Raw genomic sequence first — 13,115 nt, 5'->3', positions numbered from 1 at the left:
GGGCCGGATCCGGGCGCGATGAGCAGAGGCAGAAGTGAATGCGCTACGGCGCCGCATGGCGAGGTCCGTGCAGGTGCCTTACCGTTGTCATGTAATTCGCGCTGGATCGGTTCACAGGGGCCGAATCCAGGCGTTCGAGCAACCCGGATGGTGAATTAGTGGCGGAAGAGAGTCGCGGGCAGCGCGGGTCGGGGTACGGCCTTGGGCTGTCGACGCGGACCCAGGTCACCGGCTATCAGTTCCTTGCCCGCCGGACCGCGATAGCGCTGACTCGGTGGCGCGTGCGCATGGAGGTCGAGCCCGGTCGGCGGCAGAACCTCGCCGTGGTGGCATCGATTTCGGCCGCGCTGGTGATCTGCCTGGGCGCGCTGCTCTATTCCTTCATCAGCCCGGCCGGCCAGATCAACGAGTCGCCGATCATCGCCGACCGCGACTCGGGCGCCCTGTACGTCCGGGTGGGGGACCGGCTGTATCCCGCGCTGAACCTGGCGTCGGCGCGGCTGATCACCGGCCGCCCGGACAATCCGCACCTGGTTCGGTCGAGCCAGATCGCCAGCCTGCCGCGCGGCCCGATGGTGGGCATCCCCGGTGCGCCGTCGAGTTTCCACCCCACCAGCCCGGGCGCCTCGTCGTGGTTGGTCTGCGACACCGTGGCGAACTCGACCGGCGCGGGCGCCCCGTCCGGCGTGACGGTCACGGTCATCGACGGCAATCCCGATCTGAGCCACCACCGGCGGGTGCTGACCGGGACGGACGCGGTGGTGCTGAACTACGGCGGCGACGCCTGGGTGATCCGCGACGGACGCCGCTCGCGCATCGACGCCGCGAACCGGTCGGTGCTGCTGCCGCTGGGCCTGACCCCCGAGCAGGTCAGCATGGCCAAGCCGATGAGCCGCGCCCTCTACGACGCGTTGCCGGTGGGTCCGGAACTGACGGTGCCCCAGATTCAGAACGCGGGCGCCGGCGCGTCGTTCCCGGGGGCGCCCGGACCGATCGGAACGGTGATCGTCACCCCGCAAATCAGTGGGCCGCAACAGTATTCGCTGGTGTTGGCCGACGGTGTGCAGACGCTGCCGCCGTTGGTGGCCCAGATCCTGCAGAACGCCGGACCGGGCAACACCAAACCCGTGACGGTGGAACCGTCCGCGTTGGCGAAGATGCCGGTGGTCAACAAGCTGGACCTGTCGTCCTACCCGGATGCGCCCCTGAACGTGATGGACATCCGCGAGAACCCGGCGACCTGCTGGTGGTGGCAGAAGACCTCCGGTGAAAACCGGGCCCGCGTGCAGGTCATCTCCGGCGCGACCATCCCGGTCGAGCAAAAGGACGTCAACCGGGTGGTGTCGCTGGTCAAGGCGGACACCACCGGCCGCGAAGCCGACCAGGTGTTCTTCGGGCCCGACTACGCGAACTTCGTCGCCGTCACCGGAAACGATCCCGGTGCCAAGACCACCGAATCGCTGTGGTGGCTCACGGACGCGGGCGCCCGGTTCGGGGTCGACGACACCCGTGAAGTCCGAGAAGCGTTGGGCCTGAAGACGAAACCGGCCCTGGCGCCGTGGGTGGCGCTGCGGCTGCTGCCGCAGGGGCCGACGTTGTCGCGCTCGGATGCGCTGGTGCAGCACGACACGCTGCCGATGGATATGTCCCCAGGAGAGTTGACGGTACCGAAGTGAAACGTGGATTTGCCCGGCCGACACCGGAGAAGCCCCCGGTCATCAAGCCGGAGAACATCGTCCTTCCGACCCCGCTGAGCATTCCGCCGCCGGAGGGCAAGCCCTGGTGGCTGGTGGTGGTCGGTGTGCTGGTGGTCGGCCTGCTGATCGGCATGGTCGGCATGACGTTCGCCAGCGGCTCGCACGTGTTCGGTGGCGCGGGCGCCATCTTCCCGATCTTCATGATCGGCGGCGTCGCGATGATGATGTTCGGCGGCCGGTTCGGCGGCCAGCAGCAGATGAGCCGGCCGAAGCTGGACTCGATGCGGGCCCAGTTCATGTTGATGCTCGACATGCTGCGCGAGACCGCCCACGAGTCGGCCGACAGCATGGACGCCAACTACCGGTGGTTCCACCCCGCGCCCACCACACTGGCCGCCGCGGTCGGATCCTCGCGCATGTGGGAACGCAAGCCCGACGGCAAGGACCTCAACTTCGGCGTGGTCCGTGTCGGCGTCGGCATGACACGTCCCGAGGTGACCTGGGGTGAGCCCCAGAACATGCCGACCGACATCGAGCTCGAGCCGGTGACCGGTAAGGCGCTTCAGGAGTTCGGGCGCTATCAGAGCGTGGTCTACAACCTGCCCAAGATGATCTCGGTGCTGGTCGAACCCTGGTACTCGCTGGCCGGGGACCGCGAGCAGGTCCTGGGTTTGATGCGGGCGATCATCTGCCAGCTGGCGTTCTCCCACGGCCCCGACCATGTACGGATGATCGTGGTCAGTTCGGATGTGGACGAATGGGACTGGGTGAAATGGCTGCCCCACTTCGGTGATCCGCGCCGCCAGGACGCGGCGGGCAACGCGCGGATGGTGTACAGCTCGGTGCGCGAGTTCGCCGCCGAGCAGGCCGAATTGTTCGCCGGCCGTGGGTCTTTCACCCCCCGCCACGCCAGCTCGGCCGCCCAGACCCCGACGCCGCACACGGTGATCATCGCCGACGCCGTTGACCCCCAATGGGAGTACGTGATCAGCGGCGAGGGCGTCGACGGGGTGACGTTCTTCGATCTCACCGGCTCGCCGATGTGGAGCGCCGTGCCGGAGCGGACCCTGCGGTTCGACAAGATGGGTGTGATCGACGCGCTGCCCCGCGACCGCGACACCTGGATGGTGATCGACGAGAAGCCGTGGTTCTTCGCCCTCACCGACCACATCAGCGTCGCCGAGGCGGAGGAGTTCGCGCAGAAGCTGGCGCGCTGGCGGCTCGCCGAGGCGTACGAGGAGATCGGCCAGCGGGTGGCGCACATCGGCGCCCGAGACATCATGTCCTACTACGGAATTGACGATCCCGGCCACATCGACTTCGAGGCGTTGTGGGGCAGCCGCAACGACTCGATGGGCCGGTCGCGGTTGCGGGCCCCGTTCGGTGTGCGTTCCGACAACGGCGAGCTGTTGTTCCTGGACATGAAGTCGCTCGACGAAGGCGGCGACGGCCCACACGGCGTCATGTCCGGGACGACGGGTTCTGGGAAGTCGACCCTGGTGCGGACGGTGATCGAATCGCTGATGCTCAGCCACCCGCCGGAGGAGCTGCAGTTCGTGCTGGCCGACCTCAAGGGTGGGTCGGCGGTCAAGCCGTTCGCCGGGGTGCCGCACGTGTCCCGGATCATCACCGACCTGGAAGAGGACCAGGCGTTGATGGAGCGCTTCCTCGACGCACTGTGGGGGGAGATCGCGCGTCGTAAGGCGATCTGCGACAGCGCGGGTGTCGACGACGCCAAGGAATACAACTCCGTGCGCAGCCGGATGCGGGCGCGTGGCCAGGACATGGCGCCGCTGCCGATGCTCGTGGTCGTCATCGACGAGTTCTACGAATGGTTCCGCATCATGCCGACGGCGGTCGACGTCCTCGACTCGATCGGCCGTCAGGGCCGCGCCTACTGGATCCACCTGATGATGGCGTCGCAGACCATCGAGAGCCGCGCCGAAAAGCTCATGGAGAACATGGGTTACCGGCTGGTGCTCAAGGCGCGTACCGCCGGCGCGGCGCAGGCGGCCGGCGTGCCGAACGCGGTCAACCTGCCCGCCCAGGCCGGCCTGGGGTACTTCCGCCGCAGCTTGGAGGACATCGTCCGGTTCCAGGCCGAATTCCTCTGGCGGGACTACTTTCCGCGCGGCCTCACCGACGACGGGGACGAGGCGCCGGCGTTGGTGCACAGCATCGACTACGTCCGCCCGCAGCTGTTCACCAACTCGTTCACCCCGCTGGAGGTGAGCGTCGGCGGGCCCGAGGTCAACACCCCGACCATCCCCACCGACGGCGACCTGCCGGAAATCGAGGGACCGGACGACGACGTCGAAGGGATCCGGACGCCGAAGGTCGGTACGGTCATCATCGATCAGCTGCGCAAGATCGACTTCCAGCCCTACCGGCTGTGGCAGCCGCCGCTGAACCAGCCCGTCGCCATCGACGAGCTGGTGAACCGGTTCCTCGGCCGCCCGTGGCAGCAGGATTACGGCACCGCGCAGGATCTGGTCTTCCCGATCGGGATCATCGACCGCCCGTTCAAGCACGACCAGCCGCCGTGGACCGTCGACACGTCCGGTCCCGGTGCCAACGTCCTGATCCTGGGGGCCGGCGGCTCGGGCAAAACCACCGCGCTGCAGACCCTGATCTGCGCGGCGGCGCTGACCCACACGCCCGAGCAGATCCAGTTCTACTGCTTGGCCTACAGCAGCACCGCCCTGACCACGGTCGCCGGGCTGCCCCACGTCGGCGAGGTGGCCGGTCCGACCGACCCGTACGGCGTGCGCCGCACGGTGGCCGAGCTGCTCGCCTTGGTGCGGGAGCGCAAGCGCACCTTCCTCGAGTACGGGATCGCCTCGATGGAGGTGTTCCGGCGGCGGAGGTTCGGCGGCGAGCCCGGGCCGGTCCCCAATGACGGGTTCGGCGACGTCTACCTGGTGGTGGACAACTACCGGGCGCTGGCCGAAGAGAACGAGGTGCTGATCGAGCAGGTGAACGTGATCATCAACCAGGGCCCCTCGTTCGGGGTGCACGTGGTGGTCACCGCCGATCGCGAATCCGAGCTGCGGCCGCCGGTGCGCAGCGGCTTCGGCTCCCGGGTCGAGTTGCGGCTGGCCGCCGTCGAAGACGCCAAGCTGGTGCGGTCCCGGTTCGCCAAGGATGTTCCGGTCAAGCCGGGTCGCGGCATGGTCGCGGTCAACTACGTCCGCCTCGACGCCGACCCGCAGTCCGGTCTGCACACGCTCGTGGCCCGGCCCGCGCTGGCGAGCACGCCGGACAACCGGTTCGAGTCCGACAGCATCGTCGAAGCCGTCAGCCGGGTCGCGAGCGGCCAGGCCCCGCCGGTGCGCCGGTTGCCGGCGACGTTCGGCATCGATCAGCTTCGCGAGATTGCCGCCCAGGACACCCGCCAGGGCGTCGGTGCGGGCGGAATCGCCTGGGCCATCTCGGAATTGGACCTGTCGCCGGTCTACCTCAACTTCGCCGAGAACGCGCACCTGATGGTCACCGGCCGCCGCGAATGTGGGCGCACCACGACGCTGGCCACCATCATGTCCGAGATCGGGCGGCTGTACGCGCCGGGAGCCACCAGCGCCCCGCAGCCGCCGGCGGGGCAACCCTCGGCGCAGGTGTGGCTGGTGGACCCGCGGCGTCAGCTGCTGACCACGCTGGGTTCGGACTACGTGGAGAAGTTCGCCTACAACCTCGACGGCGTGCAGGCGATGATGGGCGAACTGGCCGCGGTCCTGGCCGGCCGCGAGCCACCGCCGGGTCTGTCCGCCGAAGAGTTGCTGTCGCGGTCGTGGTGGAGCGGACCGGAGATCTTCTTGATCGTCGACGACATCCAGCAGCTGCCAGCCGGTTTCGATTCGCCGCTGCACAAGGCCGCACCGTGGGTGACCCGGGCCGCCGACGTCGGCCTGCACGTGATCGTCACCCGGACGTTCGGTGGTTGGTCGTCGGCGGGCAGCGACCCGATGTTGCGGGCGCTGGCCCAGGCGAACGCGCCCCTGCTGGTGATGGACGCCGACCCCGACGAGGGATTCATCCGCGGCAAGATGAAGGGCGGTCCGCTGCCCCGCGGCCGTGGCCTGCTGATGGCCGAGGACACCGGCGTGTTCGTTCAGGTCGCCGCGACGGAGATACGCAAGTAATACGGTCGCAGGGACCGATGGCCGCTGCGCCGGGGCCCGTACCCGGATGCACCCGGGATTCAGCCCCAGCGCAGCGGCAGCTCCTTGAGCGCGAAACTGTGTGAGGGGTAGTTGATTACGGGGGAGTAGTCCGCGGGCAGCTCGAAATCCGGAATCTGGGTGAGCCACTCCGCCACGATCACCGTCAGCTCGATGCGCGCCAGGTGCGAGCCCAGGCAGCGGTGCGGACCGCCGCCAAACCCCCAGTGCCGGTGCACCTTTCCGTCCATGTTGAGCTCGTTGGTGGACATCGAGTCGCTGTCATCACGGTTGACGGCCGCCATGCAGAGCCGAACCGAGGTGCCCGGTGGCAACGTCATGCCGCCGACTTCGACGAACTCGGTGGTGATCCGCGGCGCCACCGGCGCCGACGGTTCCAGCCGGACGATCTCTTCGATGAAAACCCTGATCTGCTTGGGGTTGTCGCGAAGCTGCGCGCGCAGCTGCGGCCGGCGCGCCAGCTCGAAGAGCGAAAATCCGATCGCCGCGGTCACCGTGTCCAGGCCTGCGAGGATCAGCAGGTGACTCATGCCGAGCAGCTCGATGTCACTGAAATCACCGTCACCGGTCATCACCTGCGACAACATGTCCGAACCCGGGTTTTGCCGGCGCTGGGCGATGGCGTCGACCAGGTATTGCAGCAGCTGCTGGCCCTTCGCCATATCGGCCTGGGTGAGAAAAGGCTTGTCGGAGATGACGGAATCTTTCCACTCGATCAGGCGATCGCGATCCTCGAGGGGCAGACCGTAGAGGTCCAGGAACACCTGAAACGGGTACAGCCTCGCGAGATCCGCCATCACCTCGCACTCGCCCCGGCCGGCCAGCGCCGCAATCATGTCGCGGGCGTGGCGCTGTAGGGCGGGACGGGATTTGCTCAGCGCGTGCGGGCTGAAATACGGCTGGAGAATCTTGCGGTAGCGGGTGTGCTGCGGCGGGTCAAAAGCCAGCGGCAGCACCGGCAGCGGGTTGCCGGGCGGCTGCAGCACCGTCGAGGAGAAGACTTTGGTGTTGCGCAGCGCGGCCAGCACGTCGTCGCGGCGGGTGAGGTAGTAGTGGCCGTTCATGAAGACCACCGGCCCCGCGTCGCGCAGTGTCTTCCACCCCAGCCCGCGATCAACGCTCATCGGCAGTTTGGCGAATTCCAGCCGGGGTAAATGGAACGCGCCGTATTGAGCGTCGCTCATGCGCTTCGGTCTCGCACGTTAATCATTGCCGGCGTCAACGTCTGCGGGCGCATCGATATTGCATGGGCGGCAAAGGAACACGGATCCGCAGACCTGACCCCACCCGAGTAATCCGGCACTCGGCCTCGATAGCGAACATCTCCGATACTTTACCGACCGACTAACCTGGGTATCGGACCGTAAGTGCCGTATCGGGCCGCCTAGGGAGGAACTTCGTGAGGGTCCGTCTGGATCAGTCGAAATGCGTGGGCCACGCTCAGTGTTACGCCGTCGACCCTGACCTTTTTCCCATCGACGAGTCCGGCTATTCGATTCTTCAGGAGCACGATGTCCGGCCCGAAGACGAGCAAGTGACTCGCGATGGCGTCGCTTCCTGCCCCGAGATGGCGCTGATTCTCGACGAGGACTGAGCCCGCACCGAGGCTGCGCTGAGGCGGTCCGGCGCGGTGGCAAGCAAACGGTGAATGAACAAACCGTTGCCCTATATGAACTGCCGCCGACCGGGAATGAACAGTGGTTGGCCATTAATAAACAGCGCCCTTTGCGTGTCGGCGTTTGCCCCGTAACGAACTAATCTCAGTGCCGGGCGGCAGTTCGGAGACATGGAGCTGTCGCTCGGTTGCTGAAAACGGGATTGGCCGAGGCAGAAGGTGCATGTCGTTCCTGACCAGACGTCCGAGAAGCGTGGTGGCAGACCACCTTTCCGGGCGCAGCCCCTTGGTCAGTATGCGCCGGCCCGCCCGGCCGGCCGAAGGGCCGCAGACGGCCTCCCGCGGACGCAGCGATCGACCGGTGGGGTCGTTTACAGAGCCGTGATTACCGCCACCACTGATTCCCATGTGCCAGCCGAAATCGCCTGCGGGCTCGGCCGACTGAGGAGGATAGGTGCTTGACTTCGGTGCGTTACCGCCCGAAATCAATTCCGGTCGCATGTATGCCGGGCCGGGCTCGGGGCCGATGATGGCCGCGGCCGCGGCCTGGGACGAGATCGCGGCTGAGGTGGGCGTGGCGGCCAGCGGCTACAACTCGGTGGTCACGGAGCTCATCAGTGGGCCCTGGGTGGGGCCCGCATCGATCTCGATGCTCTCCGCGATCACCCCGTTCGTCAGCTGGCTGAGTGCCGTGGCCGCGCAGGCCGAAGACGCCGCCAGCCAGGGACGGGTGGCCGCGGCGGCGTTCGAGGCGGCGTTTGCGATGACGGTGCCGCCGCCGGTGATCGCGGCCAATCGGGTGTTGTTGGCGAATCTGGTTGCGACCAACTTCCTCGGGCAGAACACGCCCGCGATCGCGGCCACCGAGGCGCAGTACATGGAGATGTGGGCCCAAGATGCCGGCGCGATGTACGGGTATGCCGCATCGTCGGCGAGCGCCTCGGTATTGGCCCCGTTCACGGCGCCGCCGAAGACCTCGACTCCGGACGCGGCAAGCAAGCAGGGCGCCGCGGTGGCCAAGGCCGTCGCCGAGCCCGCGGGCAACACGGCACAAAGCACGTCACAGCTGGCCTCGCCACAAGCGTTGTCGCTGAATGCATCTCAGGCGGTGCAGCACGCGTCGACGGCTGGGGCGGCGAACATGACGTCACAGGCGGCGACCTCGACCTCGACTTCGACGTCGAGTTCGGTCTCCTCGACCACCTACACCACGATTATGAAAAACACCTGGGGTCTGGCGTATTTCTCGAACGGTATGGGGCAGTTCGCGTCGTCGATCGCCCAGCAGCTGACCTTTGGTCCCGGTGGTAGCACGGCGGGTGCGGGTGGTGCGTGGTTCCCCACTCCGCAGTTCGCGAATTTGGGTCTGGGCAACCTCGGTGGCGGGCTGAGCCACCTCAGTGGGGTGACCGCGGGTGCCGGGCAGGCGGCCCGGGTGGGGGCGTTGTCGGTGCCCCAGCATTGGGCGACGCTGACCTCGGCGGTCAGCCCGGCGGTGTCGGAGGTGGAGGCCACGCCCGCGCAGGCCGCCGCGGCGACGGGGACGACCGGTGGATCGCCCAACGGGTTGCTGCGTGGCATGCCCGTCGGGGCTCTGGGTCGTCGGGGCGCCACCGCCGGCTATGTCAACAAATACGGATTCCGCTACAGCGTGCTGTCCCGTCCCCTCTCCGCCGGATGACAGAGAGCCGAGATGAACTTGTGCCAACCACGACCAGTCGACACCACGGAGGCGATGCCCGCGTGATCCACGAAACGTTCGCCAACACCTTGAGCACGAGCTCCGGGTGCGATGCGGTGACTGAGGCGGCCAACCCGGCCGCAACGGGTTAAGGAGTCAATGATGTTGGATTACGGGGCTTTTCCGCCGGAGTTCAATTCGGCGCGGATTTATTCGGGTCCGGGGTCGGGTTCGTTGGTGGGTGCGGCGTCGGCGTGGAGTGCGTTGGCGGCGGAGTTGAATTCGGCGGCGTTGGGTTATGAGAAGGTGGTGAGCGCGCTTAGTAGTGAGGAGTGGTTGGGGGCGGCCTCGGCGACGATGGCTCAGGCGGTGGCTCCTTATATCGCGTGGATGACGTCGGCGGCTACCCAGGCTGAGGAGGCCGCGACTCAGGCGAGGGCGGCGGCGGCGGCTTATGAGGCGGCGTTGTCGGCGTCGGTGCCGCCGCCGTTGGTGGCGTCGAATCGTGTGCAGGTCACGCAGTTGCAGGCCAGCAATGTGTTGGGGCAGAACACGCCGTTGATTGCGCAGTTGGAGGCCCAGTACGGGGAGTATTGGGCCCAGGATGCGGGCGCGATGTATAGCTATGCGGGTCAGTCGTCTTCGGCGACCAAGCAGCGGGCGTTTCAGAAGGCGCCTGAGATCACCAATCCGTCGGGGCAGGCCAACCAGCAAGCGGCGACTGCCAATGCGACCACGAATTCCACGGCGACCAATACCTCCAAGGTGTTGCAGTCGCTGGCGCAGCCCGCCACATCCTCCTCGGGCTCCTCGGGTTCCTCCTCGGGTTCCTCCTCGGGGTCGTCGGGGTCGTCGGCGTCTTCGTCGTTGTCCTCGTTTGCCAGTGGCTATAGCCCTTGGGCCAGCATTTTCTATAGCACTGAGGGTTTGCCGTACTTCAGCATTGGTATGGGGAACAACTTTGTGCAGATCTCCAAGTCGCTGGGGTTGATTGGTAGTGCGGCTCCGGCGGCGGCCAAGGCTCTTCCCGCTTTGGGTGGTTTGGGCGGGATGTTGGGTGGTGGTGCGGCCGCGGCGCATCCGGTGGCGGCGTTGGGTAGTGCGGCCTCGATCGGGGGCAAGTTGTCGGTGCCGGTGGCGTGGTCGGGGGCGCCGGCGGCCGCTCCCGCGCTCGGGCATGCGATTCCGGTCAGCACCATCAGCGCGGCTCCGGAGGCCGCCGGCGGTCCGGGGAACCTGCTCGGGGGGATGCCCCTGGCCGGTGCCGGCGCCGGCGGGCACGGCGTGGCCGGCCCCAAATACGGCTTCCGACCCACCGTCATGGCCCGACCACCCTTCGCGGGCTGAGCCGCGGCCATAGGTGATCGACCAGCTGAAATGGACGAAAGGAGGTTCGAGGGACGCGCTATCGGCAAAGACCATCGCGCCCGCCGGTGCGACGAGTTCGTCGCCATCGGGGGCCACCAGCAACTTTTTCGACCCGGGGCAGATGCCGTTTGTTCCGGCTGTCGAACGAAGGGCTGCGGTCGAGGTCAGACGCTGTTACTGTGTCGTTAACGAAAGTGAATTCGCAGTACCACCACGTGAACAGTTGCAAACACGCTGCGTCCACCCCGGCCTCAGGGGTCGCAGTCATCTACTCTCGCAGAGTCGGGGAATGAACTAGGAGGGAAACAAATATGTCGTTCGTGACCACACAGCCGGAGGCTTTGGCCGCGGCGGCCGGGAATCTGCAGGCTATCGGGTCGACCTTGAGCGCCCAGAACGCAGCCGCCGCAGCCCCAACGACGGGGGTGGTACCCGCCGCTGCCGACGAGGTGTCGGCCCTGACCGCGGCTCAGTTCGCCGCGCACGCGCAGATGTACCAGGCGGTGAGCGCCCAGGCCCAGGCCATTCACGAGGCGTTCGTCAACACCCTGTCCACCAGCTCCGGTTCGTACGCTGCGACCGAGGCAGCCAACGCGGCCGCCGCCGGCTGATTCGTATCGGCGGTTCGGGCTTGGGGCAGATTGTCACCGACGTGGGTTCCAACGTAGCCGCCCATCGGGGGCCGAGCGCGGGGCCGCAGGAACGGTCCCGCGCAGCATCCCCCACAGCAACACGCACTCCGTCAACTCAAACGCCGCGGTTCGGGTCTGACGTCCGTCTCACCGTGACAACGCCCGGTGGCCGCCGGCTGACGGAAAGGGGGGGTTATTTCTATCTGTTCGGCACGGCGGTTGCGTAATCCGTAAACGATCCGGCCACCGTCTTAAAGCACATCACCCATTCATTACCTAAATAAGGAGACAGCCGACATGGCAACACGTTTTATGACCGACCCGCACGAGATGCGGGCGATGGCGGGCCGTTTCGAGGTCCACGCCCAGACCGTCGAGGACGAGGCTCGCAAGATGTGGGCGTCGTCGATGAACATCGCGGGCGCGGGCTGGAGCGGCCAGGCGCAGGCGACGTCGTATGACACCATGGGCCAGGTCAACCAGGCCTTCCGCAACATCGTCAACATGCTCCACGGGGTGCGCGACGGGCTGATCCGCGACGCGAACAACTACGAGCAGCAAGAGCAGGCCTCGCAGCAGATCCTCAGCAGCTAGCCCAGAACTGCTGCTGCCCAACACTTTTAAGGAGCCATGTAATGAGCATTAACTACCAGTTCGGCGACGTAGACGCCCACGGCGCCCTGATCCGCGCCCAGGCCGCGTCCTTGGAGGCCGAGCACCAGGCCATCATTCGCGATGTGCTTGCTGCCGGCGACTTTTGGGGCGGTGCCGGTTCGGTCGCGTGCCAGGAGTTCATCACCCAGTTGGGTCGCAACTTCCAGGTGATCTACGAGCAGGCCAACTCCCACGGGCAGAAGGTTCAGTCCGCGGGCAACAACATGGCCAGCACCGACAGCGCCGTCGGGTCCAGCTGGGCCTGACGCCTCGACCACAGGCGCGGCAGCACACCACCCGTCGGTGTGCTGCCGCGTCCTGCGGTTACCGTGCAGTGTGAGCTTGACCTACCCAGGGACCAGTTGAGGATTTGATGGACCAACAGAGCACCCGCACCGACATCACCGTCAACGTCGACGGCTTCTGGATGCTCCAGGCGCTGCTGGACATTCGCCACGTCGCCCCGGAGTTGCGGTGCCGGCCCTACGTTTCCACCGACTCGAACGACTGGCTCAACGAGCATCCCGGAATGGCGGTGATGCGCGAGCAGGGCATCGTCGAGAACGACGAGGTCAACGAGCACGTGGCCGCCCGGATGAAGGTGCTCGCCGCGCCCGACCTCGAGGTCGTCGCGCTGCTGTCGCGGGGCAAGCTGGCTTACGGCGTCCTCGACGACGAGAACCAGCCCCCGGGCTCGCGCGACATCCCCGACAACGAGTTTCGGGTGGTCCTGGCGCGTCGCGGCCAGCACTGGGTGTCGGCGGTTCGGGTCGGCGGCGAGATCACCGTCGACGACGTCGCCGTCGCGGACAGCGCCTCGATCGCGTCGCTGGTGATCGACGCGCTGGAGTCCATCCACCACGCCGAGCCCGCCGCGATCAACGCGGTCAACGTGCCGCTGGAGGAGATGCTGGAAGCGACGAAGTCCTGGCAGGAGTCGGGTTTCAACGTGTTCTCCGGCGGAGATTTGCGCCGGATGGGCATCAGCGCCGCCACCGTCGCCGCGCTGGGCCAGGCGTTGTCGGACCCCGCCGCCGAGGTCGCGGTGTACGCCCGCCAGTACCAGGACGACGCCAAGGGGCCCAGCGCGTCCGTGCTGTCGCTGAAAGACGGCTCCGGCGGCCGCATCGCGCTCTACCAGCAAGCCCGGACCGCGGGTTCGGGGGAGGCGTGGCTCGCCATCTGCCCGGCAACCCCGCAGCTGGTGCAGGTCGGCGTCAAAACCGTGCTCGACACCCTTCCCTACGGCGAGTGGAAAACTCACAGCAGGGTGTGACCTTCGCGCGAAAC

At 67.0% G+C, this 13,115-nt stretch carries 10 protein-coding genes and 1 pseudogene; 10 read left to right on the top strand and 1 reads right to left on the bottom strand.

The genetic code is table 11. The features are described 5' to 3' along the window. Positions 1-158: 158 nt before the first annotated feature. Positions 159-1,676: a type VII secretion protein EccB gene (eccB, locus tag W7U_RS08815; protein ID WP_008257057.1), complete on the top strand. Its 1,518-nt coding sequence runs from the start codon at positions 159-161 to the stop codon at positions 1,674-1,676. After that, positions 1,673-5,836, top strand: a complete 4,164-nt coding sequence (locus W7U_RS08810) for a type VII secretion protein EccC (protein WP_008257055.1) — start codon at positions 1,673-1,675, stop codon at positions 5,834-5,836. The genes eccB and W7U_RS08810 overlap by 4 nt, the downstream gene beginning before the upstream one ends. Before the next feature lie 59 nt (positions 5,837-5,895). Here W7U_RS08810 and W7U_RS08805 read toward each other — a convergent pair whose 3' ends face one another. Then, positions 5,896-7,059, bottom strand: coding sequence for a cytochrome P450 (locus tag W7U_RS08805; protein ID WP_008257053.1), 1,164 nt, complete (start codon positions 7,057-7,059; stop codon positions 5,896-5,898). A gap of 215 nt (positions 7,060-7,274) precedes the next feature. Here W7U_RS08805 and W7U_RS08800 point away from each other — a divergent pair, with 215 nt between their 5' ends. From W7U_RS08800 to W7U_RS08770, 8 genes and pseudogenes are all read left to right on the top strand, one after another. Then, positions 7,275-7,469 (top strand): ferredoxin, encoded by a 195-nt coding sequence (locus W7U_RS08800; protein ID WP_008257052.1) that lies wholly within the window; start codon positions 7,275-7,277, stop codon positions 7,467-7,469. A gap of 475 nt (positions 7,470-7,944) precedes the next feature. Beyond that, on the top strand, positions 7,945-9,171 hold the full coding sequence (locus tag W7U_RS08795) for a PPE family protein (RefSeq protein WP_008257050.1): 1,227 nt from the start codon (positions 7,945-7,947) through the stop codon (positions 9,169-9,171). Between the two features lie 65 nt (positions 9,172-9,236). Continuing rightward, positions 9,237-9,323, top strand: a pseudogene (locus W7U_RS26965) (PE family protein); the annotation flags it as partial. A 7-nt stretch (positions 9,324-9,330) separates the two neighbouring features. Next, positions 9,331-10,518 (top strand): PPE family protein, encoded by a 1,188-nt coding sequence (locus W7U_RS08790; RefSeq protein ID WP_008257048.1) that lies wholly within the window; start codon positions 9,331-9,333, stop codon positions 10,516-10,518. Between the two features lie 332 nt (positions 10,519-10,850). Beyond that, a complete protein-coding gene (locus W7U_RS08785; protein ID WP_008257045.1) occupies positions 10,851-11,150 on the top strand; it encodes a PE family protein in 300 nt (99 codons plus the stop codon). 318 nt (positions 11,151-11,468) lie between these two features. Then, a complete protein-coding gene (locus W7U_RS08780; RefSeq protein WP_003874404.1) occupies positions 11,469-11,765 on the top strand; it encodes a WXG100 family type VII secretion target in 297 nt (98 codons plus the stop codon). Between the two features lie 41 nt (positions 11,766-11,806). Continuing rightward, entirely contained in the window at positions 11,807-12,091 is a 285-nt protein-coding gene (locus W7U_RS08775) for a WXG100 family type VII secretion target (RefSeq protein ID WP_008254256.1), read from the top strand. 107 nt (positions 12,092-12,198) lie between these two features. Then, positions 12,199-13,101, top strand: coding sequence for an ESX secretion-associated protein EspG (locus tag W7U_RS08770; protein WP_008257042.1), 903 nt, complete (start codon positions 12,199-12,201; stop codon positions 13,099-13,101). Positions 13,102-13,115: the final 14 nt, after the last annotated feature.

Origin of the sequence: Mycobacterium sp. H4Y, from assembly GCF_000364405.1 — a bacterium.
In the GTDB taxonomy this organism is placed as follows: domain Bacteria; phylum Actinomycetota; class Actinomycetes; order Mycobacteriales; family Mycobacteriaceae; genus Mycobacterium; species Mycobacterium intracellulare.
This window is presented reverse-complemented; position numbering and strand designations above follow the sequence as displayed.

Coding starts and splice junctions, on each gene's coding strand:
- W7U_RS08805 (WP_008257053.1), bottom strand. CDS start 7,059: ATGAGCGACGCTCAATACGGCGCGTTCCATTTACCCCGGCTGGAATTC.
- W7U_RS08790 (WP_008257048.1), top strand. CDS start 9,331: ATGATGTTGGATTACGGGGCTTTTCCGCCGGAGTTCAATTCGGCGCGG.
- W7U_RS08785 (WP_008257045.1), top strand. CDS start 10,851: ATGTCGTTCGTGACCACACAGCCGGAGGCTTTGGCCGCGGCGGCCGGG.
- W7U_RS08780 (WP_003874404.1), top strand. CDS start 11,469: ATGGCAACACGTTTTATGACCGACCCGCACGAGATGCGGGCGATGGCG.
- W7U_RS08775 (WP_008254256.1), top strand. CDS start 11,807: ATGAGCATTAACTACCAGTTCGGCGACGTAGACGCCCACGGCGCCCTG.
- W7U_RS08770 (WP_008257042.1), top strand. CDS start 12,199: ATGGACCAACAGAGCACCCGCACCGACATCACCGTCAACGTCGACGGC.